Source organism: Polaribacter sp. AHE13PA (assembly GCF_019278505.1).
Taxonomy (GTDB): domain Bacteria; phylum Bacteroidota; class Bacteroidia; order Flavobacteriales; family Flavobacteriaceae; genus Polaribacter.
The window spans coordinates 3461589-3487476 of sequence record NZ_CP058985.1; the positions used below are offsets into that span (position 1 = coordinate 3461589).

General features: G+C 30.6%; 26 protein-coding genes and 1 pseudogene. 18 read left to right on the top strand and 9 right to left on the bottom strand.

The features are described from left to right. The first annotated feature begins 14 nt into the window (after nt 1-14). Nucleotides 15-617, top strand: a complete 603-nt coding sequence (locus H0I28_RS14820) for a 50S ribosomal protein L25/general stress protein Ctc (RefSeq protein ID WP_218754957.1) — start codon at nt 15-17, stop codon at nt 615-617. 115 nt (nt 618-732) lie between these two features. Beyond that, nucleotides 733-1362 carry an aminoacyl-tRNA hydrolase gene (gene pth / locus H0I28_RS14825; protein WP_254712718.1) on the top strand — a complete coding sequence of 210 codons (630 nt, stop codon included), beginning with the start codon at nt 733-735 and terminating at the stop codon, nt 1360-1362. A gap of 624 nt (nt 1363-1986) precedes the next feature. On the opposite strand, the gene H0I28_RS14830 is transcribed toward pth, so the two are convergent. The 8 genes and pseudogenes from H0I28_RS14830 to H0I28_RS14865 all read right to left on the bottom strand — a co-directional run. Beyond that, nucleotides 1987-2436, bottom strand: a complete 450-nt coding sequence (locus H0I28_RS14830; RefSeq protein WP_218732218.1) for a 6-carboxytetrahydropterin synthase — start codon at nt 2434-2436, stop codon at nt 1987-1989. A 204-nt stretch (nt 2437-2640) separates the two neighbouring features. Then, on the bottom strand, nt 2641-4140 hold the full coding sequence (locus H0I28_RS14835; protein ID WP_218759587.1) for a GH3 auxin-responsive promoter family protein: 1500 nt from the start codon (nt 4138-4140) through the stop codon (nt 2641-2643). Beyond that, on the bottom strand, nt 4140-5006 hold the full coding sequence (locus H0I28_RS14840) for a M23 family metallopeptidase (RefSeq protein ID WP_218732220.1): 867 nt from the start codon (nt 5004-5006) through the stop codon (nt 4140-4142). The genes H0I28_RS14835 and H0I28_RS14840 overlap by 1 nt, the downstream gene beginning before the upstream one ends. An 84-nt stretch (nt 5007-5090) precedes the next feature. Next, on the bottom strand, nt 5091-5675 hold the full coding sequence (gene nadD / locus H0I28_RS14845; protein ID WP_218759588.1) for a nicotinate (nicotinamide) nucleotide adenylyltransferase: 585 nt from the start codon (nt 5673-5675) through the stop codon (nt 5091-5093). 129 nt (nt 5676-5804) lie between these two features. Continuing rightward, a complete protein-coding gene (gmk, locus tag H0I28_RS14850) occupies nt 5805-6386 on the bottom strand; it encodes a guanylate kinase (protein WP_218759589.1) in 582 nt (193 codons plus the stop codon). Nucleotides 6387-6479: 93 nt separating this feature from the next. Next, nucleotides 6480-7334: a YicC family protein gene (locus tag H0I28_RS14855; protein WP_218761794.1), complete on the bottom strand. Its 855-nt coding sequence runs from the start codon at nt 7332-7334 to the stop codon at nt 6480-6482. A 195-nt stretch (nt 7335-7529) separates the two neighbouring features. After that, nucleotides 7530-8417 carry a DMT family transporter gene (locus tag H0I28_RS14860; protein ID WP_218733738.1) on the bottom strand — a complete coding sequence of 296 codons (888 nt, stop codon included), beginning with the start codon at nt 8415-8417 and terminating at the stop codon, nt 7530-7532. A gap of 123 nt (nt 8418-8540) precedes the next feature. Continuing rightward, a pseudogene (locus H0I28_RS14865) lies at nt 8541-8675 on the bottom strand (peptidoglycan-binding protein LysM); the annotation flags it as partial. Nucleotides 8676-8740: 65 nt separating this feature from the next. Between H0I28_RS14865 and upp the strand changes: the two are divergent. Then, the gene (gene upp / locus H0I28_RS14870) at nt 8741-9394 is read left to right on the top strand and encodes a uracil phosphoribosyltransferase (protein WP_218759590.1); all 654 of its coding nucleotides are present in this window, start codon (nt 8741-8743) and stop codon (nt 9392-9394) included. Here upp and H0I28_RS17615 read toward each other — a convergent pair. Continuing rightward, entirely contained in the window at nt 9389-10318 is a 930-nt protein-coding gene (locus tag H0I28_RS17615) for a DUF6427 family protein (protein ID WP_254712788.1), read from the bottom strand. The genes upp and H0I28_RS17615 overlap by 6 nt on opposite strands. 41 nt (nt 10319-10359) lie before the next feature. Here H0I28_RS17615 and H0I28_RS14880 point away from each other — a divergent pair, with 41 nt between their 5' ends. The 15 genes from H0I28_RS14880 to H0I28_RS14950 all read left to right on the top strand — a co-directional run bounded on the left by H0I28_RS14880 (nt 10360) and on the right by H0I28_RS14950 (nt 25884). After that, a complete protein-coding gene (locus H0I28_RS14880) occupies nt 10360-10581 on the top strand; it encodes a hypothetical protein (RefSeq protein ID WP_218732225.1) in 222 nt (73 codons plus the stop codon). A 9-nt stretch (nt 10582-10590) separates the two neighbouring features. Continuing rightward, nucleotides 10591-11262, top strand: coding sequence for a tRNA (guanosine(46)-N7)-methyltransferase TrmB (gene trmB, locus H0I28_RS14885; protein ID WP_218754962.1), 672 nt, complete (start codon nt 10591-10593; stop codon nt 11260-11262). 234 nt (nt 11263-11496) lie between these two features. Beyond that, entirely contained in the window at nt 11497-11829 is a 333-nt protein-coding gene (locus H0I28_RS14890) for an MGMT family protein (RefSeq protein WP_218754963.1), read from the top strand. Between the two features lie 150 nt (nt 11830-11979). Beyond that, on the top strand, nt 11980-13119 hold the full coding sequence (locus H0I28_RS14895; RefSeq protein WP_218754964.1) for an Mrp/NBP35 family ATP-binding protein: 1140 nt from the start codon (nt 11980-11982) through the stop codon (nt 13117-13119). Between the two features lie 4 nt (nt 13120-13123). After that, a complete protein-coding gene (locus H0I28_RS14900; RefSeq protein WP_165734354.1) occupies nt 13124-13360 on the top strand; it encodes a NifU family protein in 237 nt (78 codons plus the stop codon). A 236-nt stretch (nt 13361-13596) separates the two neighbouring features. Then, nucleotides 13597-14652 carry an NAD(P)/FAD-dependent oxidoreductase gene (locus H0I28_RS14905; RefSeq protein ID WP_218732230.1) on the top strand — a complete coding sequence of 352 codons (1056 nt, stop codon included), beginning with the start codon at nt 13597-13599 and terminating at the stop codon, nt 14650-14652. Between the two features lie 115 nt (nt 14653-14767). Then, nucleotides 14768-15088, top strand: coding sequence for a hypothetical protein (locus tag H0I28_RS14910; protein WP_218754965.1), 321 nt, complete (start codon nt 14768-14770; stop codon nt 15086-15088). Nucleotides 15089-15332: 244 nt separating this feature from the next. Next, nucleotides 15333-16490, top strand: a complete 1158-nt coding sequence (locus H0I28_RS14915) for a homogentisate 1,2-dioxygenase (protein WP_218759592.1) — start codon at nt 15333-15335, stop codon at nt 16488-16490. A 126-nt stretch (nt 16491-16616) separates the two neighbouring features. Further along, a complete protein-coding gene (locus H0I28_RS14920) occupies nt 16617-16781 on the top strand; it encodes a four helix bundle protein (protein WP_254712885.1) in 165 nt (54 codons plus the stop codon). Nucleotides 16782-16848: 67 nt separating this feature from the next. After that, nucleotides 16849-18009, top strand: a complete 1161-nt coding sequence (gene hppD, locus H0I28_RS14925) for a 4-hydroxyphenylpyruvate dioxygenase (RefSeq protein WP_218759593.1) — start codon at nt 16849-16851, stop codon at nt 18007-18009. 239 nt (nt 18010-18248) lie between these two features. After that, nucleotides 18249-19166, top strand: a complete 918-nt coding sequence (locus H0I28_RS14930) for a tryptophan 2,3-dioxygenase family protein (RefSeq protein WP_218732234.1) — start codon at nt 18249-18251, stop codon at nt 19164-19166. 101 nt (nt 19167-19267) lie between these two features. Next, on the top strand, nt 19268-20038 hold the full coding sequence (locus H0I28_RS14935) for a DUF3108 domain-containing protein (protein ID WP_218754968.1): 771 nt from the start codon (nt 19268-19270) through the stop codon (nt 20036-20038). Nucleotides 20039-20138: 100 nt separating this feature from the next. After that, entirely contained in the window at nt 20139-21407 is a 1269-nt protein-coding gene (locus H0I28_RS14940; RefSeq protein WP_218732236.1) for a peptidoglycan DD-metalloendopeptidase family protein, read from the top strand. A gap of 6 nt (nt 21408-21413) precedes the next feature. Then, complete coding sequence (gene pgi, locus H0I28_RS14945) at nt 21414-22982, top strand: glucose-6-phosphate isomerase (protein ID WP_218732237.1); 1569 nt, start codon at nt 21414-21416, stop codon at nt 22980-22982. Nucleotides 22983-23343: 361 nt separating this feature from the next. Beyond that, nucleotides 23344-25884, top strand: coding sequence for a TonB-dependent receptor (locus H0I28_RS14950; protein ID WP_218732238.1), 2541 nt, complete (start codon nt 23344-23346; stop codon nt 25882-25884). The last annotated feature ends 4 nt before the right edge of the window (nt 25885-25888 follow it).

The following is a 25888-nucleotide window of genomic DNA, read 5'->3' on the forward strand; positions in this document are numbered from 1 at the left end:
TAATACAAAAAGTAATGAAATCAATTTCAATTAAAGGATCAAAAAGAGAAAGCGTAGGTAAAGTAGCTACTAAAGCCTTACGTAATGCTGGTATGGTTCCTTGCGTTATATACGGAGGAGAAAACCCAATACATTTTTCAGCAGAAGAAAAAGCGTTTAAAAAGTTGGTATTCACTCCAAATGTGTATACAGCAAGTTTAGATATTGATGGACAAAAAATACCAGCAATTTTACAAGACATTCAGTTTCACCCGGTAACAGACAAAATTATTCATGTAGATTTTTATCAATTATTTGATGATAAAGAAATTACAATGAAGATTCCTGTACAATTAACTGGAACTTCTCCAGGGGTATTAAATGGTGGTTCTTTACGTTTTACAAACCGTAAATTAAGAGTAAAAGCTTTACCTGCTAACTTACCAGATTTTGTATCTGCAGATATTTCTAAATTAAAAATTGGAAATAAATTAACAGTAACATCATTAGCAACTGAAGGATATACATTTATGCACCCAGACAACACTGTTGTTGTGCAAGTAAGAACATCTCGTAATGCTACTGTTTCTGCAGACGATGAAGATGAAGAAGAAGCTACAGAAGCTGCTGCAGAATAAATTATTTTGCACACATAAATTAACAAAAAGCGTTACAAATCTGTAGCGCTTTTTTTTGCGCTTATAATTATAGTTAGGCAATCTAAATTTATTTAATTCTTCTTATTTTTGAAGAATGAATTTTACAAACTTTTTTTCTGAAATATTTGGTATTAAAGTTGAATCTAAAGAAGAGTTGATGAAGAAATTTTTAATTGTTGGATTAGGGAATATTGGTGAACAATACACAAATACGCGTCATAATATTGGGTTTAAAATTTTAGATGAGGTTGCAGAAGAGCACAGTGCTACTTTTGAAACTGAAAAGCTTGGAGATGTAGCTAACTTCCGATTTAAAGGAAGAACGTTTGTTTTGCTTAAACCAAGTACTTTTATGAATTTAAGTGGTAAAGCTGTAAAATATTGGATGGATAAAGAAAATATATCTGTAGAAAATATTTTAGTAGTTACAGATGATGTAAATATAGATTTTGGAGTAATTCGTGTAAAAGCAAAAGGATCTGCAGGAGGACATAACGGATTAAAAGATATTCAAGAAAAATTAAATACCCAGCAATATGCTCGTTTTAGATTTGGAGTAGGTGGTAATTATGGTAGAGGTAGACAGGTAGATTATGTACTTGGTGAGTGGAAAAAAGAAGAAACCAGCGAATTAATAGAGCGTTTACCAACATCTGCTAAAGTAATTACTTCTTTTGGTACCGCAGGTTTAAATAATACCATGAATACTTTTAATGGTAAGTAATATTTTCTTTATTGAGTTAAAACTTTATTTGTATTACTTTATTATTAGTTGAACCCAGTTTTTAAATAATGAAAGAACTAACATTTTAAATTAATTCTAACGAAGAAAATTGGGAACTTTTTGATAAAGAATTGAATGTAATTTTCATTCACAAGTTTGTGCCAAACGAAGTCATTGAGTGGTGGAAAACGGATTTAAAAACTCAAAGCGGAGCTGAATTCAAAAACTTATCTGTTCAACAAATGGAAATGGATGTTCAGACTGACCTAAAGGGATTGAAAAAATACTCGAACTGAACACAAGACAATTAAGAATATATCAATTCGATAAACCAATTTCAGACACGCTAGAAATTGATAGATTACCTGAAAATAATCGAAAACAAATTTTAAAACAAAACAGATTAAAATATTTTTTTTAAGACGCAACCTTTTAAAGGTATTACCATCTTTAGTATTTAAGCTTAAAAACAAATTATAAAATGAAAACTTCAATTAAATTTTTATCAGTCTAATTTATTACAGCAATTCTTGTAACGTCATTTAGTGAATTAAATTTACTAAAGTAGAAAGAGCCAATATTATAAATTAATATTGGCTCTTTTTTAGTATAAAATTAAAGTATTTAATTTTCACTAGCATACCATTCCGCAAAGCTAGAATCTGTTTCTTGTAACTTTATAGCGTGTAATTTGATGTTTTTTGGCAACCTATTTTTAATTTTTTCGGCAAAATCAATCACCATCATTTCGCTTGTTGGTTGGTAGTCTACCAACAAAACATGATGTCCTCTATCCATTAATTCTTTAGCCAAATCTACATGAGGTGTGTTTTTATTAAACACAGTTGCATGGTCAAAAATATCTACAATTTCTTCGTTAACTATTTTTTTTAGGTCACCAAAGTCAATTACCATTCCAAATTTTACATTGTTATTGTCCTCAATTGGTTTTCCAGAAACTGTTACAGAAAGTTTGTAAGAATGTCCGTGAACATTCTTGCATTTACCGTCATAACCATATAAAGCGTGCCCTGTTTCAAAGCTAAATTGTTTTGTAATTCTAATTGTACTCATTTGTGTTTTTTATTAGTTTGTCATTTCGAAATGAAGAACAATTTAGAAATATAATTCATTTAAGATTTCTTTTCATTCGTTGTTCGAAAGGATAAAGCATTCTAATTATCTTCTGTTTCTAAACTTGTTGTAAAAGTATACAATAACCAAAGCTATTGCCAATCCTAAAAATAAAAAATCTCCTCCCATATTGTGTGTATTTTGTTACTCTTTAATTATAAAATTATTTAAAACATCTGCAATTTTTCTGTTATCAGATAATTGCGGAATCTTATTTTGTCCTCCAAATTTACCAATAGATTTCATATATTCATGAAAACTACCTTTTTTTACTTTTCTAACTATTAAAGGGCGTAAAACTTTTCCTTCAATTAAATCGATATAATAAATATTTTGAGCCTGCATAGATGCATCAATTTTAGAAGCAAATTCCTCTAGGTTTTCTGGTTCATTTTCAAATTCTATAAACCATTCATGATACGGTAATCCACTATCTGGACTTACTTGCGGTGCTACTGTAAACTCACTAATATTTATGTTGGTGCCTTTAATAGAATCGTTTAAAGCTTTTTCTACTTCTTTACCAATAACGTGTTCGCCAAAGGCGGATATAAAATGTTTTATTCTACCGGTAACTTTTATTCGATAAGGTTTTGTTGATGTAAACTCGACAGTATCACCAATATTATAACCCCAAAGACCCGCTGTTGTGTTTAAAATGATGGCATAATTAACACCCATTTTTACATCCTTTAAAGAAATTCTTGTTGGATTTTCATTAAAAAATTCATCCGCAGGAATAAACTCGTAAAACATACCAGAATCTAATTGCAACAACATTCCTTTTTCTGTCTGAGAATCTTGATACGCAATAAAGCCTTCCGATGCTGGATACAATTCTATATAATCGATTTTTTTACCAATTAAACTTTCAAACTTATTCTTATAAGGCTCAAAGTTAACACCTCCATAAATAAAGAAATTAAAATTAGGGAACAGTTCTGAAACTGATTTCCCAGTTTTTTCAATCAGTTTTTCAAAATACATTTGTACCCAAGAAGGAATTCCGCTAATTACAGACATGTCTTCATTAATGGTTTCTTCTACAATGGCATTTACTTTGGTGTCCCAATCTTCTATACAGTTGGTTTCCCAACTTGGTAACCTATTTTTTAGTAAGTATTGAGGTACATAATGCGCTACAATTCCGCTTAATCTACCCAACTTTACACCGTTTTTATCATTTAAAACAGGACTTCCTTGTAAGAAAATCATTTTTCCATCCACAAAACTTGCATCGTTTTTTTCTTTGATATAAAATAACAAGGCATTTCTAGCCGCCTTAATATGTGTAGGCATAGAATCTTTGGTGATCGGTATATATTTTGCGCCAGATGTTGTGCCAGAAGTTTTGGCAAAGTATAATGGTTTACCAGTCCAAAGTACATCAGATTCTCCGGCTACAATTCTATCTACGTAAGGTCTTAAACCTTCGTAATCTGTAACTTTAACTTGTTTTTTAAAATCTTCATAATTAGAAATAGTATCAAAATTATGATCTTTTCCAAAAGCGGTTTTACTTCCTTTAGAAATTAAGTTTTTAAAAACTTTTTCTTGTGTTTTATGTGGGGTATTCGCCCATTTATAAACTTTTTTTGTTGCAATTTTAGCAAACGGAATCGCAAAAAATGATTTGATGCTCATTATTTAAAATCTATAAAATTTGTTGGGTTTACGGCATAACCACCGCTCCAAAGTTCAAAATGTAAATGTGGTCCTGTAGTTAATTCTCCAGTAGATCCTATGGTGGCAATTACTTCACCAGATTTTACAAAGTCTCCTTGTTCTTTTAATAAGTTTCCGTTATGTTTATAAACAGAAATATAATCTTTAGCATGTTTTAAAATGATAACGTAGCCTGTTTCTGTAGTCCATCCAGAAAAAATAACAGTACCATCTGCAGTTGCTTTAATTGGTGTTCCGCTTTTTGCGGTAATATCTACAGCAAAGTGTTTAGAAGTGGCATCAAAAATTTGAGATATTGTACCGTTTAAAGGGGCAAAAAAGACCACCTTAACATTGCTTTTTGCATTTTGTTCGATAGAAAATAGCGTTTCACTTTCTACCTTTTCTCTAAATAAAGAATCTTCTTTTGTGGCAGCTAATTCACTCTCGTCTATAAAACGATGTCTTGCTTCTGCCTGTATAGAATCTATACTTTCTGGTTGAATTTCTCCTGTTAAAACAGGTCTTAATGCTTTTGTGTAGTTTTCTAAAACTGCTAATTTAATTTTTAAAGAATCTGCTTCAAAAGTTAAATTTGCTGCTTTTCTTTTTAAAGCAGTAGAAGAGTAGCCTGGTATATACTCTTTTAAAGGGGTAAATGCAATTAATAAAATGGTACTAGCTATTAATAATATAGAAAAAAAACCACCCAAAACATATACATTTAATCTTGATAGTTTTAATGAAAAACGTTCTTCAAAAGTGTCTTCATTTAAAACAACCAACCTGTATTTATCAGTTAGTTTTTGTTTAAGTTTTCCCTTTTTTTTATCTTTTTTAGCCACAAATATTTATTTGATGTTTAACAAATATACAACGAAACGCTCATAGAGTATATTATGTGTAAGAGCGATATAAATATATTTTAATTATGAATTGTAAAAGTTCATTTCATCTATGTATTCCCAAACCTCTTTAGGTAATAATGGTTGCGTATTTTTTTTATTCTTTATAGCCTTTCTTATCATGGTAGAAGATATTTGTACAATAGGAGCTTCTACTTTATGAATTTTAGCATGATTTTTAAATTGATCATCCATAGTACCATCAGCAATTCTAGGGTACACATAAATGTGATGATGTTCTAAAATAGTTTCATAATTTTTCCATTTATGTAAACTTTTTAGGTTGTCTTCCCCCATAATTAAACAGAATTCTTTGTTTGGGTACATGTCAGAGACGTGTGCTAACGTATGAACGGTATAATTAGGTTGCGGTAAATGAAACTCAATATCTGAAGGTTTAATTTTTTGGTAATTTGCGGTTGCTCTATATATCATTTCAAAACGCTCATGATTATCTAACAAAGAGCTTTTCTTCTTAAACGGATTGTGAGGTGTAACAACCATCCAGATTTCATCTAAATCCGAATTTTCTACCATGTGATTGGCAATAATTAAATGCCCAATATGCATTGGGTTAAACGTGCCAAAATATAAACCTATTTTACTCATATTCTTTTTAAAGATTTTAGAATCAAGAAGCAAGATTGTTTTATGTTTAAAAAAATACTTTTTCTTTATTCTCTATTTAATCTTGACTATTGTTTCTTTTTACCTCTGTTTCTTTTTCAGTCTTGTCTCTTAGTTCAATTCTAAAAAATTACTCATCAACTCTTCTGCTTCTTGCAAAGCATCTTCTAAAATGTAATTTTTTATAATTTTATCAAACTGCGGTGCGGTTGCCAACTCTACAGAAGCTTTTGCAATACGCATGTTTATTTTGTCTTCACTTTCTGTAGAACGTTTTTTTAAACGAATTTTTAACTCATCTACACTTGGTGGTTTTACAAAAACAGACAATGTTTCGTTTGGATATTTCTTTTTAATACGCAATCCACCAACTACATCAATATCAAAAATAACATGTTTTTTTAATGCCCAAATACGCTCAATTTCACTTTTTAAAGTTCCGTAGAAGTTGTCTCTATAAACTTCTTCCCATTCTAAAAATTCATCGCCTTTAATTTTATTTTTAAACTCTTTTAGGTCGATAAAATAATAGTCTTCACCATCTTTTTCTTCTCCTCTTGGTGATCTAGAAGTAGCAGAAATAGAAAACTCTAGGTTAAATCTTTCTTGCTTTAATAAATGACGTACAATGGTTGTTTTACCTGAACCAGAAGGTGCAGAAAAGACGAATAATTTTCCTTTAAAATCTGACATATATTTTATTATTTGTCATGCTAAACTTGCTTTAGCATCTTGTAATTAGAATATTGTAATAGTTACTTGGTTTTATAAACCTTGCAGAAAAGCTTACAATACGTTTAAAATTTGTTCTTTAATTTGTTCTAGTTCGTTTTTCATTTGAATCACAGCTTTTTGCATTGGTGCAAAATTAGCTTTAGAACCAGTGGTGTTTATTTCTCGTCCCATTTCTTGAACAATAAATCCTAATTTTTTACCGTTAGAATCTTCAGACTCCATTGTTTGTAAGAAATAATCTAAGTGATTTGCTAAACGAACTTTCTCTTCATTGATATCTAATTTTTCTAGATAGTAAATCAATTCTTGTTCAAAACGATTTTCATCAGTATCTACTTTTAAATCGTCAATAGCCTTTTTTAAACGTGTTTTTACGTTTTCTACTCTATCTCCATCTAAAGATTTTACTTCTTCTAGATAGGTTTTAATATTAGCAATTCTTTCTTTAAAATCTATTTCTAAAGAAGCAGCTTCATCAATTCTATATTGTACAATATCTTTAATAGCAATATCTACACTTTCGTTGATAAGGTTCCATTCGTTTTCATCTAACTCTTCGCGTTCTGTTTTTAAAGCGTCTGGCATTCTTACTGCCATTTTCAATAATTCAACATCATCAGAAGTTCCGGTTTGTACAACATTTTTTAGTTGTTGCATATATTCCTTTACCACTCCGTGATTAATAGTTGTAGAAGTTTCATCTGCAGTCATTTCTACAAAAATTGAAAAATCTACTTTACCACGAACCAAAGCGCTGGCTAGTTTTTTACGAACTGCTAATTCTTTCTCTTTATAATAAGAAGGAATGCGAACGTTTAAATCGAGGTTTTTACTGTTTAAAGATTTAATTTCTATGGTTACTTTTTTAGTAGGTAATTGTAATACAGACTTGCCATAACCAGTCATAGATTGAATCATAAAATCAACATTTTAGATGAGGGGCAAATATAGTTTTTATTTCACAGAATTTTTAAGGGAATGCACTTGTAAATCATTGAAAATGATAAAGACACATATTATACAGATTCGTACTAATTTTTATGCAGATAAATTTCACTAATTTGAACGAACGAAGCCTGTTTTATTGGTTTTAATTAGCGTCTATTTTTCTACTTGTCTGGTTACTAAATATACACCGCAAAAAATAAGTATTGTTGCGCCAATTTTTATAAGGTTTAAAGAGTCACTACCAACTATAAGAGCGTAAATAGTTGCAATTACAGGTTGTAAATAAATAAAAACACTAACCGTTGTTGGTTTTAATTTTGATAAACCATATAAATTAAAAAGATAGGTAATACAAGTGGTAAAGACAATTACAAAGCCAATATTCCAATAAATATTAGGGGGTATTGCTTGCCAAGCAACTTCTGTTAATTCTCGGTATCCAAAAGGAACTGTAAAAAGCAATCCAATTAAATACAGCCATTTAACAAATACAATTGGATGGTATTTTGAAATCAAATTTTTAGAGATTACTAAATACAATCCATAAGAAGCTGCGTTAACAAATACCAAAAAGTTGCCCCAATTACTATTTGTTGCATTTGTGTTAGATGAATTACCATACATAATAAGTAAAATGGTACCTACTAAACCAATAATTACTCCTAATATTTTTTGTTTTCCGATAGCTTTTCGTAATAATAGGCTAGAAAAAATTAACACCATAATTGGTGAAGTTACCATCATTACAGATGCGCTAATAGGTGTTGTTAAATTTAATCCTTTAAAAAAGGAAAGCATATTTAAACCAACACCAAAAAAGGAAGCCAATACAATATTTTTATAATCTGATTTATCTATTTTCTGTGATTTAACAAAAAATCCTAGAAGCCAAAAAATTAATGTTGCACCCATTACTCGTATTGCTATAAAGCCAAAAGGTTTTACATAAGTAGGCATTACCTCTTTAGCAATAGTGTAATTAAGTCCATAAATTACGGTAGCTATAGAAACTGCAATTAATGCGATTGTTCTTTGATTTATTTTCAAAAAAATAGAATTCTAAAATTAGCTTGCAAAGTTGAGGATAATTTTTAGTTTAAGGCACAAAAAAAGAGTTTCAAATTATATGTTGAAACTCTTCTAATTTGGTTGGTTGATTTTTAATTAGTCTACTAAAGTCGGTATTCTTAATACCTGACCAGGGTATATTTTATCTAGATGCGATAACATGGGTTTGTTTGCTTCAAAAATTACAGGGTATTTCATTGCATTCCCATTTTTTAGTTTTTTGTTAATCTTTTGTGTAGATGCAAGATACAATTTTATACAATTGCTTTACATTTGTTGTTCAAAAATTATTTACAATGATTATTCACCATTTACAAGAAGGAAATTCTATTCTTAATAAATTTATTGCAGAAATTAGAGATGTTAACATTCAGAAAGATTCACTTCGTTTTAGAAGGAATATTGAAAGAATTGGTGAGGTTTTAGGCTATGAATTAAGTAAAAACCTTTCTTATAAAAATGTTTCTATTGAAACTCCTTTAGGTGAAAAAACAGAACAATTATTTGATAACGATGTTGTTTTATGTTCAATTTTAAGAGCGGGATTACCTTTGCATCAAGGTGTGTTAAACTATTTTGATGATGCCGAAAATGCTTTTATTTCTGCGTACCGTCATCATCCAAACAATGATGCTAAATCTGAAATTGTAGTAGAGTATTTTGCAGCTCCATCAATTGAAAACAAAACATTATTGTTGTTAGATCCTATGTTAGCAACAGGACAATCTTTAGTGTCTGTTTATGAGGCAATAAAAAAACAAGGAACTCCTGCAGAAATTCATATTTTAGTAGTTATTGCTTCTAAAGAAGGAATCGAGTTTATAAAAGATAAATTTCCAGAAAACACACATTTATGGATCGCAGCAATAGATGTTGAGTTAAATAGTAAAGGATATATAGTTCCTGGTTTAGGTGATGCTGGCGATTTAGCTTTTGGGACTAAATTATAGTAAGAAATATGTGATTACTGTACCTATTAAAAGTAATCCAGATAGTATGTTTTTAACAATCATCTTTTCAATTACTTCAAAACCGTTTGCTATAATTATAGATGCAGGAATCAAAAAATAAACAATTTCAGTTCCATTTTTTTCAGTAATCATTAAAGCAAAAACAACTGCGATAATTGTGTTGATAATTAAAACAATCCAACTTTTTTTAAAAGAATTATTTACAGATAATGCTTTCGGCGATTTTAAGAATATAGAACTAACAGCTAGCAGAAGTACTGTTCCAAAAATCCATAGTGTGGTGTCTTTTGTATAAATAAATACATTATTTATATTATTAAAGGCAAAAAATTGTTGAAACTCTACATTAGAATCATGCCAAAATAAGTACGAAAAATAAACAATTAAGGGAGAAATAAACCCAAGAATTGGAGTTAGTAAAGTGTGAAAAGAAACTTTTTTTCTCAATAAAATAGAGGCGTAAATTAGAACGAAAAAAAACAAGGTAAAAGGTTCTAAGATAAAAAGAATACCTAACCAAAAGCCACTATCAAATAATTTCTGAATTAACTTTTTATAGGAACGTAAACTGTATATTTTTCTTAAAAAAAGAAGGTAAATTATTAATGTTAACAGGGCTTTAAGCTCGAGTAGCTTGGGGGTAAAAAGAATACTTGTTAATATAAAAATAAAGAATGCATAAGAGTGGTCAAATGTTAATTTATTTTTAGAGACGATAAAATTGTAGAAGAAAAAAACAATTAAAAAGAGTCCTAAAAAAGAGATGTTTTCCATAGCTTTTAGCCAAGTGAAATTATCTGTTAACAAGTTAGAAAAAACAGTAATTATAAAGAAGCAAAAAAAGAGTCCAAAATAGACTATAAAATTGATTGGTTTAGATTTCTCTAAAAAATTGGCTAGCATCGTTTCTTTTGTTATTTTTGCAGCGTAAAGATAATTAAGTTATGATAGCAAGCAATATTTTTAGATGGATTGGTAGTTTATTTACCGATTTATTATTTACGCCATTCCATTGGTTACGTTTAAGTGTAGCACATGCAGATTTTGGTTGGTGGATTTCTAATGCCGTTAATTGGGGATTTCTATTAGTTCTATTATGTTTATTCGCATATTGGATGGGACAAGCTCTTAAGTTTAAGAGAGAAGGAACAGAAGATAAAGCTTAAAAGAATAATTTGGGAAGCAAAAACAAACTGAAACGTTTCAAGGAAAATGAAACGTTTAATAATGTCATTCAGCCAACTAGAGAAGAAGTTGTAACAGATTTTTCTCATAAAGGTAAATGGCATTCTTTTTTTGGTAACAACAATCCTATTGTTGTAGAGTTGGGGTGTGGTAAAGGAGAGTATACCATTGCTTTGGCTAGAAAAAATCCAAATAAAAATTATATTGGTATCGATATTAAAGGCGCTCGCTTTTGGAGAGGAGCAAAAACTGCAATAGAAGAAAATCTAGATAATGTAGCTTTTGTGAGAACTCAAATAGAGTTGGTCGATTTTATTTTTGCCGAAAATGAAGTTTCAGAAATTTGGATTACGTTCCCAGATCCTCAAATAAAATTTCAGCGTACAAAACATAGAATGACCAATTCTAGTTTTATGAAAAAATACCATCATATTCTTAATGCAGAAGGAATTATGAATCTAAAAACAGATTCTGAATTTATGCATGGTTATACTTTAGGTTTGTTACATGGAGAAGGGCACGAAATTTTATATGCAAACCATACCGTGTATAAAAATGAAGGCGCACCAAAAGAAGTTACAGAAACACAAACTTTTTACGAAAAACAATATTTAGAAGTAGATAAACCTATTACTTATATTAAGTTTCGATTAAAATATTAATTTTTTGTAATTCTGAAAATGAACCTTTTTAGGTGATTGAAGGAGTTATTAGATATAATAAAAAACTAGTATTCATTTTAATGAGTACTAGTTTTTTTTTGAACATTCATTAAAACGCTCTATTGTCATTCCGAAATGAGCCTTTTTAGGCGATTGAGGAATCTCATAACATTACTGTTGATAATGTATACCTTTACCTCTTTAAATTCTCTGTAATAATATTATCTTCACAACGTGAAAGAATCCGATAATTTTTTTGATAAAGTTTACCAAGTAGCTCGTCTAATTCCTTTTGGTAAAGTTACCAGTTACGGAGCAATTGCAACGTATTTAGGAGCAGCAAGATCTGCAAGAATGGTAGGTTGGGCAATGAATAAAGCGCATAATTTAGACGATGTTCCTGCACATAGAGTTGTCAATAGAAAAGGATTGCTTACTGGCAAACATCATTTTGATGGTACAAACCTTATGCAGCAATTACTAGAAAGCGAAGGGATTATTGTAATCGAAAACCAAATTCAAGATTTAGAAAAAGTATTTTGGAATCCTGTGGAAGAGTTGTCTTAGTTTTCTTAAATTATCAAACAATTACAAAAGTATTAGTGCAATTTGTGTCTATAATTTCAACCTATCAATTCATAAATAATCGCAATCTACAAACTTTCTTTTCTGAGCAGTAAGACGTATCTTTGCAAGTAAGATTAAATATAAGAAAACGTGAGTTTTAAGAAACAAGATATATACAAGGCATTAGAAACAATTACCGCTCCCGGAGAAGGTAAAAGTTTAATAGAAAACAATAATGTAACTAACGTTGTTACTTTTGGTAATGAAGTAGAGGTAGATGTTACCATTAGCAACCCAACTTTACAAGCTAAAAAGAAAATTGAAACGGAAATAACCAAGGCAATTCAAACCAATGTTGACGAGCAAATTATTGTAAAAGTTAACGTAAAAGTAGAAAAGCCTGCAGAAAAAGTAAACCCGAATCAAATTAAGGGAAAAGCAATACCTAATATTAAAAATATTATTGCAATTGCATCTGGTAAAGGTGGTGTTGGTAAATCTACAATTACCGCAAATACAGCAATTTCTTTAGCTAAAATGGGCTTTAAAGTAGGTGTTTTAGATGCCGATGTTTACGGTCCGTCACAACACATCATGTTCGATGTAGAAAAAGCAAGACCACTTTCTGTAAATATAGACGGTAGATCTAAAATGGAGCCTGTAGAAAACTATGGTGTAAAATTATTATCATTAGGCTTTTTTACAGATCCAAACCAAGCAGTAATTTGGCGTGGACCAATGGCGTCAAAAGCATTAAATCAATTAATTTTTGATGGTAATTGGGGCGAGTTAGACTTTCTTTTAATCGATTTACCTCCAGGAACAGGAGATGTGCATTTATCAATTGTGCAAGCTTTACCAATTAACGGAGCAGTTGTAGTAAGTACACCACAAAATATTGCGTTGGCAGATGCTAAAAAAGGAGTTGCAATGTTTCAACAAGAAAATATTAATGTACCTGTTTTAGGAATCATTGAAAATATGGCGTATTTTACACCAGAAGAATTGCCAGATAACAAGTATTATATTTTTGGTAAAGACGGTGCTAAAAATTTAGCAGAAGACATTAAAACTAAGTTTTTAGGAGAAATTCCTTTAGTACAAAGTATTAGAGAAGCAGGAGATGTTGGTCATCCGGTAGCTTTACAAAACGGAACTATTTTAGAAAAATCATTTAATGATATTACTAAAGAAATGGTTGCAGAATTATTAAAAAGAAACGCAGACTTACCACCAACAGAAGTTGTTAGAATTACAACAATGAGTGGTTGTAGTTCAGTGAAAAAATAAGCATATGACAGCACAAGAAACATTAAATAATGTAGAAAAAGCGTTAGAAGAAATTCGCCCTTTTTTAATGAGTGATGGAGGCAATATTAAACTTTTATCTATAGAAGATAATATTGTTAATGTTCAACTAGAAGGTGCTTGTACAGGATGTTCTGTAAATCAAATGACCTTAAAAAATGGCGTTGAAGCAACTATAAAAAAGTATGCGCCACAAATTACAGAAGTAATAAATGTTGCGTAAACTGATTTTAATCAGTTTTTAGATATTTGAAATACTATAATTTTGGGCGTTACCTAAAGGTCGGGCTTTACATTGTATCTTTTTATTTCAGAAAAGAAATAAAAAGGATGTCATTGCAATCCCTAACGCGCTCATTAGGATAAATAAATAAAGTAGCATTATTATAAAGAACGAAGCAATCAATCTATTTATGTAGAGGTTGCTTCGTTCTTTGTAAAGACAAAATAATAAAAAAAGTGATTACTACAGATATCTTAATTATTGGTGCAGGTCCAACCGGACTTTTTACAGTTTTTGAAGCAGGTTTATTAAAATTACGTTGTCATTTAATAGATGCGTTGCCGCAAGCAGGCGGGCAATGTTCGGAGATTTATCCTAAGAAACCTATTTATGATATTCCAGCATATCCAGAAATTTTAGCAGGCGATTTAACTGATAAATTAATGGAGCAAATTAAACAATTTGAACCAGGTTTTACATTAGGTGAACGCGCAGAAACAATAGATAAGCAAGAAGATGGAACTTTTATAGTAACCACTAACAAAGGTACAAAGCATCATGCAAAAATAGTAGCAATTGCAGGTGGTTTAGGTTCTTTTGAGCCAAGAAAACCGCCAATTCCTAATATTACAGATTTCGAAGATAAAGGAGTAGAATATATTATTCGTGATCCGGAGTTTTATAGAGATAAAAAAGTAGTCATTTCTGGAGGAGGAGATTCTGCATTAGATTGGTCAATATTTTTAACAGATGTAGCTTCTTCTGTAACATTAATTCATAGAAGAAACGAATTTAGAGGTGCTTTAGATTCTGTAGACAAAGTACAAGAGTTAAAAGATGCTGGTAAAATTACCATGATAACACCTGCAGAAGTTAAAGGAATTGAGGGGGCAGATAAAGTAACCGGAGTTTCTGTTGTTAAAAAAGGAGAAGAACCTTTTATCATTGAAGCAGATCATTTTATTCCATTATTTGGTTTGTCTCCAAAACTAGGTCCAATTGCAAATTGGGGATTAGAAATAGAAAAAAATGCTATTAAAGTAAACAACGCTTTAGATTACCAAACCAATATTCCAGGTATTTATGCCATTGGAGATGTAAATACCTATCCAGGAAAATTAAAGTTGATTTTATGTGGTTTTCACGAAGCTACTTTAATGTGTCAGAGTGCGTATCAACGTATTTTTCCAGATAAAAAATATGTAATGAAATACACAACAGTTGGTGGTGTGGAAGGTTTTGACGGATCTAAAAAAGAAGCGCCAAAAGCTGTAGTTAAAAAGATTGAGTAATTAACTTGTAATTCTTAACTTAGTTTTATAATCTTATTATAAAAGACCCTCCAGGTTTTTGAAACCTAAAGGGTCTTTTATTTTTTGTTGTTTATCTTAGTTAAAATTATAAACGATGTATAGCCTTAATATATTACCTTTTTTTCCTTTTTTCGATAGGGTTTTAACTGCATATGATTTATTAATGTTTAGTTTTGGTTCATTTGTAGTAATTTCATTTTTACTCTTTTATTATCAAAAGATTCCAAAAAATAATTCCCCAAAAAGTAAATTAGACCATCCATTATATCAATCAAACGATATTTTACTACAATCTAATAGTACAGATGTTAGTTTTAAAATAGCAGAAAGAAAAACATCTTCTTTGTTTACTGTATTAGCATGTATTTTAATCCTTTTAATAGCATTTACTCCTTTTCAAGATTGTAGTTTTTAATTCTGTAAATCAATCTTCTAACAATCTTTTGTTATATTTGTTGAACAACGAAATCGATTGAGATGTTTTCAGGTTTACTTGCATATCTAAAATTCTTCATAAAACGCAATCCAGAGTGATGATAGTTTACTGTCATTCTGAACTTGTTTCAGAATCTCTCAATTAAAACCTAAATTTTTATTTAAAGAACTATGTAGGTTTTATTCATCTATTCATTTTTTTAATCATTTAATACATTAAAATTATGCCTTTTTATCATAAGCTAGGGGAAATTCCACCCAAAAGACACACGCAATTTCGTAAAAAAGACGGCAGTTTGTATTACGAGCAATTGTTTGGCACTATTGGTTTCGACGGAATGTCTACCAATTCGTATCACGAGCACAGGCCAACCATGGTTAAGCATATTGGTAAACAATATTCTGTAAAACCAAAAATTGCAAAAGCCAATAATATTCAATCGTATCGTTTTCGCGGATTTCAAGTTCAGCCAGAAAACGACTATCTAGAAAGTAGAAAAATTGTTTTAACAAATTCTGATTGTAATATTATTTTATCAGCACCAAAAAAACCTACCACAGATTATTTTTACAAAAATACAGATGCAGACGAAGTAATTTTTATTCATAAAGGAACTGGAAAATTAAGAACGCATCTTGGTAACATCAACTTTAAATACGGTGATTACTTGGTAATTCCACGTGGAATTATTTACAAACTAGATTTTGATGATGAAAACAACAGACTTTTTATCGTAGAATCTTACTCGCCAGTGTATACGCCAAAAAGATATCGAAATTATTTCGGTCAATTATTGGAACACTCACCTTTTTGTGAACGAGATTTAAGAAGACCCGAGGAATTAGAAACGCATAACGAATTAGGCGATTTCCTAATAAAAGTAAAAAAACAAGACGAAATTATAGAAATGATTTATGCTTCACATCCTTTTGATGTAGTGGGTTACGACGGTTATAATTTTCCTTATGCATTTTCAATTCACGATTTCGAACCAATTACGGGACGTATCCATCAACCGCCTCCTGTGCATCAAACCTTTGAAACAAATGCCTTTGTAATTTGCAGTTTTGTGCCGCGTCTGTATGACTATCATCCAAACTCGATTCCCGCACCATATAACCACAGTAATATAGATTCTGACGAGGTTTTATATTATGTAGATGGCGATTTTATGAGTAGAAACGACATCGATCAAGGGCATATTTCCTTGCATCCAGCCGGAATTCCTCACGGTCCACACCCAGGAACTACAGAGAAAAGTATCGGAAAAACAAAAACCGAAGAATTAGCAGTTATGGTAGACACCTTTAAACCTTTAATGGTTACAGAAGAAGCTATGAAAATTGCCGATGAAGAGTATTATAAATCGTGGCTTGAGTAAATAGAAAAGAGAAACAAGAAACAAGAAAAGAGATTATGACCGTTAGAAAATGACATAATTATAAGAACTTAAAGATTTGGTTTAATTTATCAAATTAGTAGGTGTTCAGTTTCTATTCCAAGTTATATTGCAGAAGGATCATCGAGAACAGATAAATCTTTTTCTGACTTTATTGATATCGCTTTAGGTTCTTCTTTCGAGCTCGAAACTCAATTAATAATAGCTTGTAACAGAAATTATATAAATAAAGAACAATTAGCAAAGATTGAAATTAAAATTCAAGAATTTTAAAAGATGACAATGGGTTTTCAAAACAAACTCTAAAAGTCTTTTTTCTTTGTTCTATAAAAACATAAAGATGGCAAAAGAAATAAAATCAGTAAGCTACGGTTTAGAAAAAATATTTGAAGGTGCACAAGATTTCCTTCCATTATTAGGAACAGATTACGTAGAGTTTTATGTAGGTAATGCAAAACAAGCAGCACACTTTTATAAAACAGCATTTGGATTTCAATCGCACGCATATCGCGGTTTAGAAACTGGGTCTAAAGATGCTGTAAGTTATGTATTAACTCAAGATAAAATAAAGTTAATGTTAACTACTCCGTTAAATAGCAAATCTCCTATAAATGATCATATTGTAAAACATGGCGATGGTGTAAAAATTATTGCACTTTGGGTAGAAGATGCTAGAAAAGCGTATGCAGAAACAATATCCCGCGGAGCGAAATCTTATATGGAACCAACTGTAGAAAAAGACGAACATGGTGAGGTTATTAGAGCAGGAATTTATACGTACGGAGAAACGGTACACTTATTTGTTGAGCGTAAAAACTACAACGGTGCATTTTTACCAGGTTTTAAAAAATGGGAATCAGATTACAATCCACCAGCTGCAGGATTAAAATACATAGACCACATGGTTGGTAATGTGGGTTGGAATCAAATGAATACGTGGGTAAAATTTTATGAAGATGTTATGGGCTTTGTTAACTTTTTATCTTTTGATGATAAGCAAATTCATACAGAATATTCCGCATTAATGAGTAAAGTAATGTCTAATGGAAATGGGAGAATCAAATTCCCTATAAATGAACCTGCAGAAGGAAAAAAACGTTCTCAAATTGAAGAATATTTAGATTTTTACGAAGGTTCTGGCGTGCAACATATTGCAGTTGCTACAGATGACATCATAAAAACGGTTGGTCAATTAAAAGTAAACGGCGTAGAATTTTTATCAACGCCACCAGAAGAATATTATAATGCAGTTCCAGGAAGATTAGAAGAATATAGCCATGAGTTAAGAGAAGATATCGAAAAATTAAAAGGTTTGGGTATTATGATTGATGCTGATGAAGAAGGATATTTATTACAAATTTTTACAAAACCTGTGGAAGATAGACCAACTTTGTTTTTTGAAATCATTCAAAGAATGGGGGCTAAAGGTTTTGGAGCAGGAAACTTTAAAGCATTGTTTGAATCTATAGAAAGAGAGCAAGCAAAAAGAGGGACGCTTTAAAAAAAGCTGAACCAAGAATCAATACGAAATTTAGTAAATAGTTTTCAGTTTCAGTAAATATTTACATATTCATTATCCAGTAAGGTTTCAAAAACTTTGTAGGTATAAACTAAAATTAGGACAAATCAAGAAATATTTTTATTCTAAAAAAAATCAATTTTTATAGTAAATTGCCATTAAAGTCAAAAAATCAAAATCATCTTGTTTCTTGACTCTAAAAATATAGATTTTAAAAAAGCATGAACAGAGAAGAAATACTAAAAGCAATAGAAGAAAAATACGATAAATTAGGAGTTCCGGTAGACTCTATGCTAGAAGGTTTACTCTGGAGCACACCAATAACATATTGGGATTATATTCAAACAGATGCACTTTTAGGCTTGCAAACCCCAAGAACCACGCAGCCAGATGAAATGGTTTTTATCATGTATCATCAAGTAAACGAGTTGTTATTTAAAATGATTTTGTGGGAAATTGATCAGGTTGCAAAAACAATAGAAGTTACTGCAGATAAATTTTCTTTGCATTTGGGGAGAATCAGTCGATATTTTGATATGTTATGTAGCTCTTTTAATGTGATGGCAGACGGAATGGAGAAAGATCAATATTTAAAATTTAGAAATACATTAACGCCCGCAAGTGGTTTTCAATCTGCTCAATACCGAAAAATAGAATTTGCTTCTACAGAATTAATCAATTTAATAGATGTACGTTTTAGAGATGAAATAGATAGAAATTCTTCTTTTAAAAATGCATACAATCACCTGTATTGGCAAGCAGCTGGTAAAAATTATACTACGGGACAAAAATCTACCTTATTAAATCTTTTTGAACAAAAATATATGGGAGATTTTATCGATTTTATGGAAGATTACAATGATATTAATCTGTCTTTAAAGTTTAAACAATTACCCAAAAAAGTTCAAGAGAATGAAGAATTAATAAAAGCCATGCGTCATTATGATTATACTGTAAATGTAAAATGGGTAATGGCACATTATAATGCGGCAGCAAAATATATTGGTGGAAAAGAGAAAGATTTAGAAGCAACGGGAGGTAGTAGTTGGCGTAAATATATGCACCCGAAATATCAGCGAAGAATTTTTTATCCATATTTATGGAGCGAAGAAGAATTGAAAAACTGGGGAACATTTTAAGGTTATTTATTCCTTAAGGATACAGTATTAAATAGTTAATAAGTTGCTTTTTATCGTTTTGGAACGGTAATTGTCATTACTTTTTTATAAGTTTGATTTTTATGAAAAGATATACCCTATTATTTTTTGCCCTTCTTTTTTTGACAACTACTAATAGTCAAGAAAATTTAAAAGCTTTTAAAAGCGGAGAGTCGTTACGTTATAAAATGAGTTACAGTGGTTTTTTAAGAGCGGGAACTGCGGTCTTAGAAGTGAATGAAAAAGAGCTTAATGGCAAAACAGTTTTTTATACAAAAGGAACTGGTTGGACTTCTGGAATGATAAAGTGGTTTTTTGAAGTAGATGATGTGTATGAATCTTATTTTGATAAAGATTCTGTAAAACCTTATCTTTTTAAAAGAAAGATTGATGAAGGTGGTTATAAAAAACATAGAATTACTTCTTTTAATTATAACTCTAATAAAGCTTACGTTCAGGATTTTACCATTCAAAAAGATACTTCTGTAGCTTTTTCTAATGTACAAGATATACTATCCTCTTTTTACTATTTAAGAAATAAAGATGTTTCTGGTATGAAAGTAGGTGAGGAAATTGCTATAGATATGTTCTTAGACTCTCAAGTATACCCTTTTAAATTACGTTTCTTAGGAACAGAAACTTTAAAAACGAAATTCGGAAAAATAAATACTTTAATTTTTAGACCTTTGGTGCAATCTGGTAGAGTTTTTAAAGCACAAGAAAGTGTTACACTTTGGATAACTGCTGATGCTAATAAAATACCAATAAAGATAAAAGCAGATTTAGCAGTTGGCTCTTTAAGAGCTGAACTAGAGACGTATAAGGGGTTGGCGAATCCTTTCGTTAAAAATTAAGAAATTTTTAACGAAACCGTTATCGGAAGTTCATAAAGATAGCGGCCTTAGAAATATTTTTTATTTGTACTTTTGAAACCACATTCAATAGCACCTATTCTTGAGAAAAATAATCTTCCTTTTAGTCTTAATTACCTCTATATCATCTTGTAAGAAAGAAGTTGAGAAAACCGTTACACCTCCAAAAAAAGTAAAACCTAAACCTGTTTTTAAATATGGGTATAATACAGATGATTATAAAGTAATTCAAGACACTATTAGAAGTGGAGAAAGTTTTGGTGAAATTTTAGATAGACACCATGTAGGTTACCCTAAAATTAGCGAAATATCTAACTCAATAAGAGAAGAGTTTGATGTTAGAAGATTAAGAGCAGGGAAACCTTATTTAATTTTATCGAGTAAAGATTCCTTAGCAGAGGCTAAGGTTTTTATTTATAAAAACAGTGTAATAAATGCAACAGTTATTGATTTTAAAGATTCAATAATTAAAGCACAAGTTTATGCGCAGCCAATAAAAACGGTTGAAAGAGTAGTAGAAGGAGTCATTTATTCTAATCTATCTAATACAATGGATAGTTTGCATTTATCATCAAGTTTAACGTATGCAGTTGCAGATATTTATGCTTGGACTTTAGATTTTTACAAACTTCAAAAAGGAGATTCATTTAAGCTTGTTTTTGAAGAGAAATATATAAAAGATTCTCTTTTTGCGGGATACGGAAATATTAAATCGGCAGTTTTTAACCATAATGGTGCAAATTTACTAGCCTTTAGATTCATTTCAGATTCTAAATTAGGGATTCCTGAGTATTATGATGAGAATGGAAACATGTTGCGTAGTCAGTTTTTAAAATCTCCTATTAAGTTTCAATACAGAATATCATCAAGATATAATTTAAGAAGACGAATTGCCTATTATGGTAATAAAATTAAACCTCATAAAGGTACCGATTTTGCAGCAAAAATAGGAACACCAATTTTAGCAACAGCAAGTGGAACTGTTGTAGAATCTACAAGAAGAGGTGGTAATGGTAAGTTTGTTAAAATTAAGCACAATAGTACATATTCAACCCAATATTTACACATGAGCAATCAGAATGTAAAGAAAGGTCAGTATGTAAAACAAGGAGACGTTATTGGTTACGTAGGTATGACAGGTAATACTGGTGGGCCTCATGTTTGTTATCGTTTTTGGAAACATGGGCAACAAGTAGATCCATTTAAAGAAAAATTACCTTCCGCAGAACCTTTAAAGAAAAGTTTATTACCAGAATATTTAGAGTTTATTAAACCGCTTAAATATCGATTAGAAAACAAAATTCTTCCGGTTGAAGAACCAGAAGTTATAGAAAGAATAGCACAAAATTAAAATAAAATGGCTTTAAAAAACATCAACCCAACTACAACAAATGCATGGGAAGCATTAACAAATCATTTTAATGATATTAAAAATATCAGCATAAAAGATTTAGATAAAGAAACCAATAGAAAAGAAGACTTTTCTTTAAATTTTGATGATTTATTAGTAGATTTTTCTAAGAATAGAGTTACTAAAGAAACTATTAAATTGCTAGTTGATTTAGCAAAAGAGGTAGATTTAAAAGATGCAATAGATAAGCAATATGCTGGTGAAGTAATTAATGTTACTGAAGGTAGAGAGGTGCTACATACCGCATTAAGAAGTACTTCTGATGAACCTATTTTAGTTGATGGAAAAAATATTAAGCCACAAATACAAGCTGCTTTAAGAAAAATTAAAAGTTTTTCTAACAAAGTTATTTCTGGTAAATGGAAAGGATATACAGGTAAAGCAATTACAGATATTGTTAATATAGGTATTGGTGGGTCTGATTTAGGACCAGATATGGTTGTAGAATCTTTAAAGTTTTACAAGAACCAATTAACAACACATTTTGTTTCTAATGTAGATGGAGATCACGTTTCTGAAGTGATGAAAACTTTAAACCCAGAAACAACTTTATTTGTAATTGTGTCTAAAACTTTTACAACACAAGAAACTATTTCTAATGCGGAAACGCTTAAGAACTGGTTTTTAAAATCGGCAACTATTTTTGATATTCCAAAACACTTTGTGGCAGTTTCTACAAACTTAGAAGCAGTAGATAGTTTTGGTATAGATAAAGCAAATGTTTTTCCGATGTGGAACTGGGTTGGTGGTCGTTTTTCACTTTGGTCTGGAGTTGGTTTGTCTATTAGTTTATCTGTAGGTTATGATAATTATAAGCAACTTTTAGAAGGAGCAGAAGAAATGGATCTTCATTTTAAAAATGAAGATTTTGATACAAATATTCCTGTAATTTTAGCATTGTTAAGCATTTGGTATAATAATTTTTACGGTGCAGAAACAGAGGCAGTTTTACCATATTCTCAATACTTAGCTAAACTACCTGCTTATTTACAACAAGCTATTATGGAAAGTAATGGTAAAGGTGTAGATAGAAACGGTGAGAAAGTAAATTACCAAACAGGTACTATTGTTTGGGGAAGTACAGGTACTAATATGCAACATGCTTTTATGCAATTAGTGCACCAAGGGACTAAGTTGATTCCTGCAGATTTTATTGGGTATAAAGAGTCGTTATATGGTTTAACAGATCATCATAAAAAATTAATGTCTAATTACTACGGACAAATGGATGCTCTAGCTTTTGGTAAAACAAAAGAAGAAGTGCATTTAGAATTAAAGTTTTCTGGTGATGAAGATAAAATTGCAAAACTGTTACCTTTTAAAGTTTTTGAAGGAAACAGACCAAGTAATGCAATTCTTTTTGATAAATTAACACCTCGTTCTTTAGGGAAACTTATAGCCATGTATGAGCATAAAATTTTTACTCAAGGAATTTTATGGAATATCTATAGTTATGACCAATTTGGTGTAGAATTAGGGAAAGAAATGGCTAAAAAATTATTAAGTAATTCATAAAGATTTCTTTAAGTTTATAACACAGAAAAGCCTGCTATATAGCAGGCTTTTCTGTGTTATAAATAGGCTCTTTTACCTAACAATCAAAAGAAATTTATCGAAATCTACTCACTATAATAAGGGGGCTTTAGGTAGCTGTCTTTAAATTATTTGGTTTCAATTTTTATTGTCGTTTTGTTAAATATTTGGTAACCTTAAAACACAAGTTTGTTTTATTGTAATAGTATAGTTTTCAGTTAAGAAAGTATAGTTTTATTGCTTTAAGTGTCTTAATTTTTTGTTAAACCTTAACATTAAGTTAACATTAAACGTCTGTAAAAAGAGGAATTTTGCAGAACATTTAATAATATAAAATTAAACAATGAGAAATTTTAAAAACTTATTATTTGTAGCACTACTATTAGTAACGGCTACTGTTTTAGGACAAACTAAAATTACTGGTACGGTTGTAGATGATACAAACCAACCTTTACCAGGCGCAAGTGTTGTTGTGAAAGGCACAACAAACGGTACATCAACAGATTTTGATGGAAAATTTACGCTAACAGCAGATGTTAATTCTGGTACTATCGTTATTTCTTTTATTGGTTTTACAAATAGAGAAGTTGCTTTTTCTACTTCAAAAGCTAATTTAAAAATGATTAAATTAACAGAAGATGCTGGCGCCTTAGATGAAATAGTTGTTACTGCAACTTCTTTTGCTATTGGTAGAAAAACACCAGTGGCTGTTTCTACAGTTAAAGCTGCAGATATTGAAGCGAAGTTAGGAAGTCAAGAATTTCCTGAAATTTTAAAATCTACTCCTGGAGTATATGCTACTAAACAAGGTGGTGGTTACGGAGATGGAGATATTAACTTACGTGGGTTTAGAACTCAAAATATTGCTGTTATGATTAACGGTATTCCTGTTAATGATATGGAAAACGGAGCGGTATATTGGTCTAACTGGGCTGGTTTATCAGATGTTACTTCTGCAATGCAAGTACAAAGAGGTTTAGGAGCTTCTAAAGTAGCTGTACCTTCAATTGGTGGTACAATTAACATTATCTCTAAATCTACTGATGCTTTAAAGGGTGGTTCTGTAACAATGAGTACTGGTAATAATGGATACCAAAAATATGGTATGACTTTATCTACAGGAATGATGGATAATGGTTTTGCTGTTACAGCATCTGCTTCTAAAGTTTCTGGTGAAGGATATGTAGACGGATTACAGTTTGAAGGAACTAATTACTTTTTAAATGTTTCTAAACAAATTAATGATAATCACAAATTATCTTTTAATGCTATTGGAACAATTCAAGAACACGGACAAAGATTTAACAGAAGAACTATTGCTGAGTATAGAGCAACAGAACAAGGTGGAAAAAGATTTAATCCAGATTGGGGTTATAGAGACGGACAAGTAGAAAACTCTTCATTTAACTCTTATCACAAGCCTCAGTTATCTGTAAATTATGACTGGACAATTTCTGATAAAACATTCTTAACTACTTCTGTTTATGCATCTTTTGGTTCAGGTGGAGGTAGAAGAACTCAAGGAACAAAATTTACAAACAATGATTATAGATTAGGAGATATAGATCAACCAATCGATTTTGATTTAATTGTAGCAGAAAATAAAGCGAGTGGAGCTAATGGAGCAACAGATATTTTTGCTTCTTCAGAAAACTCTCATGAATGGTATGGTATTTTATCAACATTAAAAACAGACTTAACAGAAACACTTACTTTTTCTGGAGGTATAGATGCTAGAGATTATGTTGGTTCTCACTGGTATGAAGTAACAGACCTTTTAGGTGGAGAATATTTCTATAATGATGATCTTGAAGAAAAAACAGGAGGTCAAGCATTAAAAGTAGGAGATAAATTTAATAAAGATTACGATGGTCATGTAGGTAGATATGGTTTATTTGCACAATTAGAATATAGTAAAAATGACTTATCTGTATTTTTCTCATCAGCAGTATCTAACTCTGTATATAGTAAAGTAGATAGAATGTCTTATGGTGCTGAAAATAGAGAATCAGAATCAGCAGATTTCTTAGGATACAGTACAAAAGCAGGTGCTAACTTTAATATTGATGACGCACAAAATGTATTTGGTAATATTGGGTATTTCTCAAGAGCTCCAATTTTCGACAATATATTTGATAGTGACCAATCTGTAGAATTATATGACGGGGCATTAAATGAAAAAGTGTTTAGTGTAGAATTAGGTTACGGTTTTAAATCACAAATGTTTTCTGCAAACGTTAACTTATATAACACTTCTTGGTTAGATAGATTTATGACTTTTAGTCTTCCTGGTGCAGGCGGAGAAGTAATTACATCTAACGTAACAGGTTTAGACGCTTTACACCAAGGTTTAGAAATAGATTTCTTATTTAAGCCAATCGAAAAATTAGCTATTACAGGTATGGCTTCTTTAGGAAACTGGAGATGGAAAGACAATGCATCTGCAACTACGTTTGATGAAGCTACTGGAGACATTATATCTAGTGGAACAGTATATGCAAAAGACTTAAAAGTTTCTAATGCTGCACAAACAACATTTGCTTTAGGTCTTAAATATGATTTATTAGATAAAACTAGTGTTTCTTTAGATTATAATTATGCTGGAGACAACTATGCTACTATGAATGTTACATCTAGAACAGATGAGGCTGATAGCGGTATTGATACTTGGAAAATGCCTAACTTTCATTTATTTGATTTAGGACTTAGACATGGTTTCGAAATAGCTGGTTTATCTTCTACGTTAACTGCAAATGTGAATAACCTTTTTAATGTAGAATACATTTCAAATGCAAATAACGGTAATACTTCAGACTATGATACTGCACAAGTATATTACGGAGCAGGAAGAACATTTAGTTTAGGATTAAAAGTTAAATTTTAGAAAA

Excerpts from the sequence above, each read along its gene's own strand:
- H0I28_RS14820 (WP_218754957.1), top strand. The coding sequence starts at position 15 with ATGAAATCAATTTCAATTAAAGGATCAAAAAGAGAAAGCGTAGGTAAA.
- pth (WP_254712718.1), top strand. The coding sequence starts at position 733 with ATGAATTTTACAAACTTTTTTTCTGAAATATTTGGTATTAAAGTTGAA.
- H0I28_RS14830 (WP_218732218.1), bottom strand. The coding sequence starts at position 2,436 with ATGAGTACAATTAGAATTACAAAACAATTTAGCTTTGAAACAGGGCAC.
- H0I28_RS14835 (WP_218759587.1), bottom strand. The coding sequence starts at position 4,140 with ATGAGCATCAAATCATTTTTTGCGATTCCGTTTGCTAAAATTGCAACA.
- nadD (WP_218759588.1), bottom strand. The coding sequence starts at position 5,675 with ATGAGTAAAATAGGTTTATATTTTGGCACGTTTAACCCAATGCATATT.
- gmk (WP_218759589.1), bottom strand. The coding sequence starts at position 6,386 with ATGTCAGATTTTAAAGGAAAATTATTCGTCTTTTCTGCACCTTCTGGT.
- H0I28_RS14855 (WP_218761794.1), bottom strand. The coding sequence starts at position 7,334 with ATGACTGGTTATGGCAAGTCTGTATTACAATTACCTACTAAAAAAGTA.
- upp (WP_218759590.1), top strand. The coding sequence starts at position 8,741 with ATGATTATTCACCATTTACAAGAAGGAAATTCTATTCTTAATAAATTT.
- H0I28_RS17615 (WP_254712788.1), bottom strand. The coding sequence starts at position 10,318 with ATGCTAGCCAATTTTTTAGAGAAATCTAAACCAATCAATTTTATAGTC.
- H0I28_RS14880 (WP_218732225.1), top strand. The coding sequence starts at position 10,360 with ATGATAGCAAGCAATATTTTTAGATGGATTGGTAGTTTATTTACCGAT.
- H0I28_RS14900 (WP_165734354.1), top strand. The coding sequence starts at position 13,124 with ATGACAGCACAAGAAACATTAAATAATGTAGAAAAAGCGTTAGAAGAA.
- H0I28_RS14910 (WP_218754965.1), top strand. The coding sequence starts at position 14,768 with ATGTATAGCCTTAATATATTACCTTTTTTTCCTTTTTTCGATAGGGTT.
- H0I28_RS14915 (WP_218759592.1), top strand. The coding sequence starts at position 15,333 with ATGCCTTTTTATCATAAGCTAGGGGAAATTCCACCCAAAAGACACACG.
- hppD (WP_218759593.1), top strand. The coding sequence starts at position 16,849 with ATGGCAAAAGAAATAAAATCAGTAAGCTACGGTTTAGAAAAAATATTT.
- H0I28_RS14930 (WP_218732234.1), top strand. The coding sequence starts at position 18,249 with ATGAACAGAGAAGAAATACTAAAAGCAATAGAAGAAAAATACGATAAA.
- H0I28_RS14935 (WP_218754968.1), top strand. The coding sequence starts at position 19,268 with ATGAAAAGATATACCCTATTATTTTTTGCCCTTCTTTTTTTGACAACT.
- pgi (WP_218732237.1), top strand. The coding sequence starts at position 21,414 with ATGGCTTTAAAAAACATCAACCCAACTACAACAAATGCATGGGAAGCA.
- H0I28_RS14950 (WP_218732238.1), top strand. The coding sequence starts at position 23,344 with ATGAGAAATTTTAAAAACTTATTATTTGTAGCACTACTATTAGTAACG.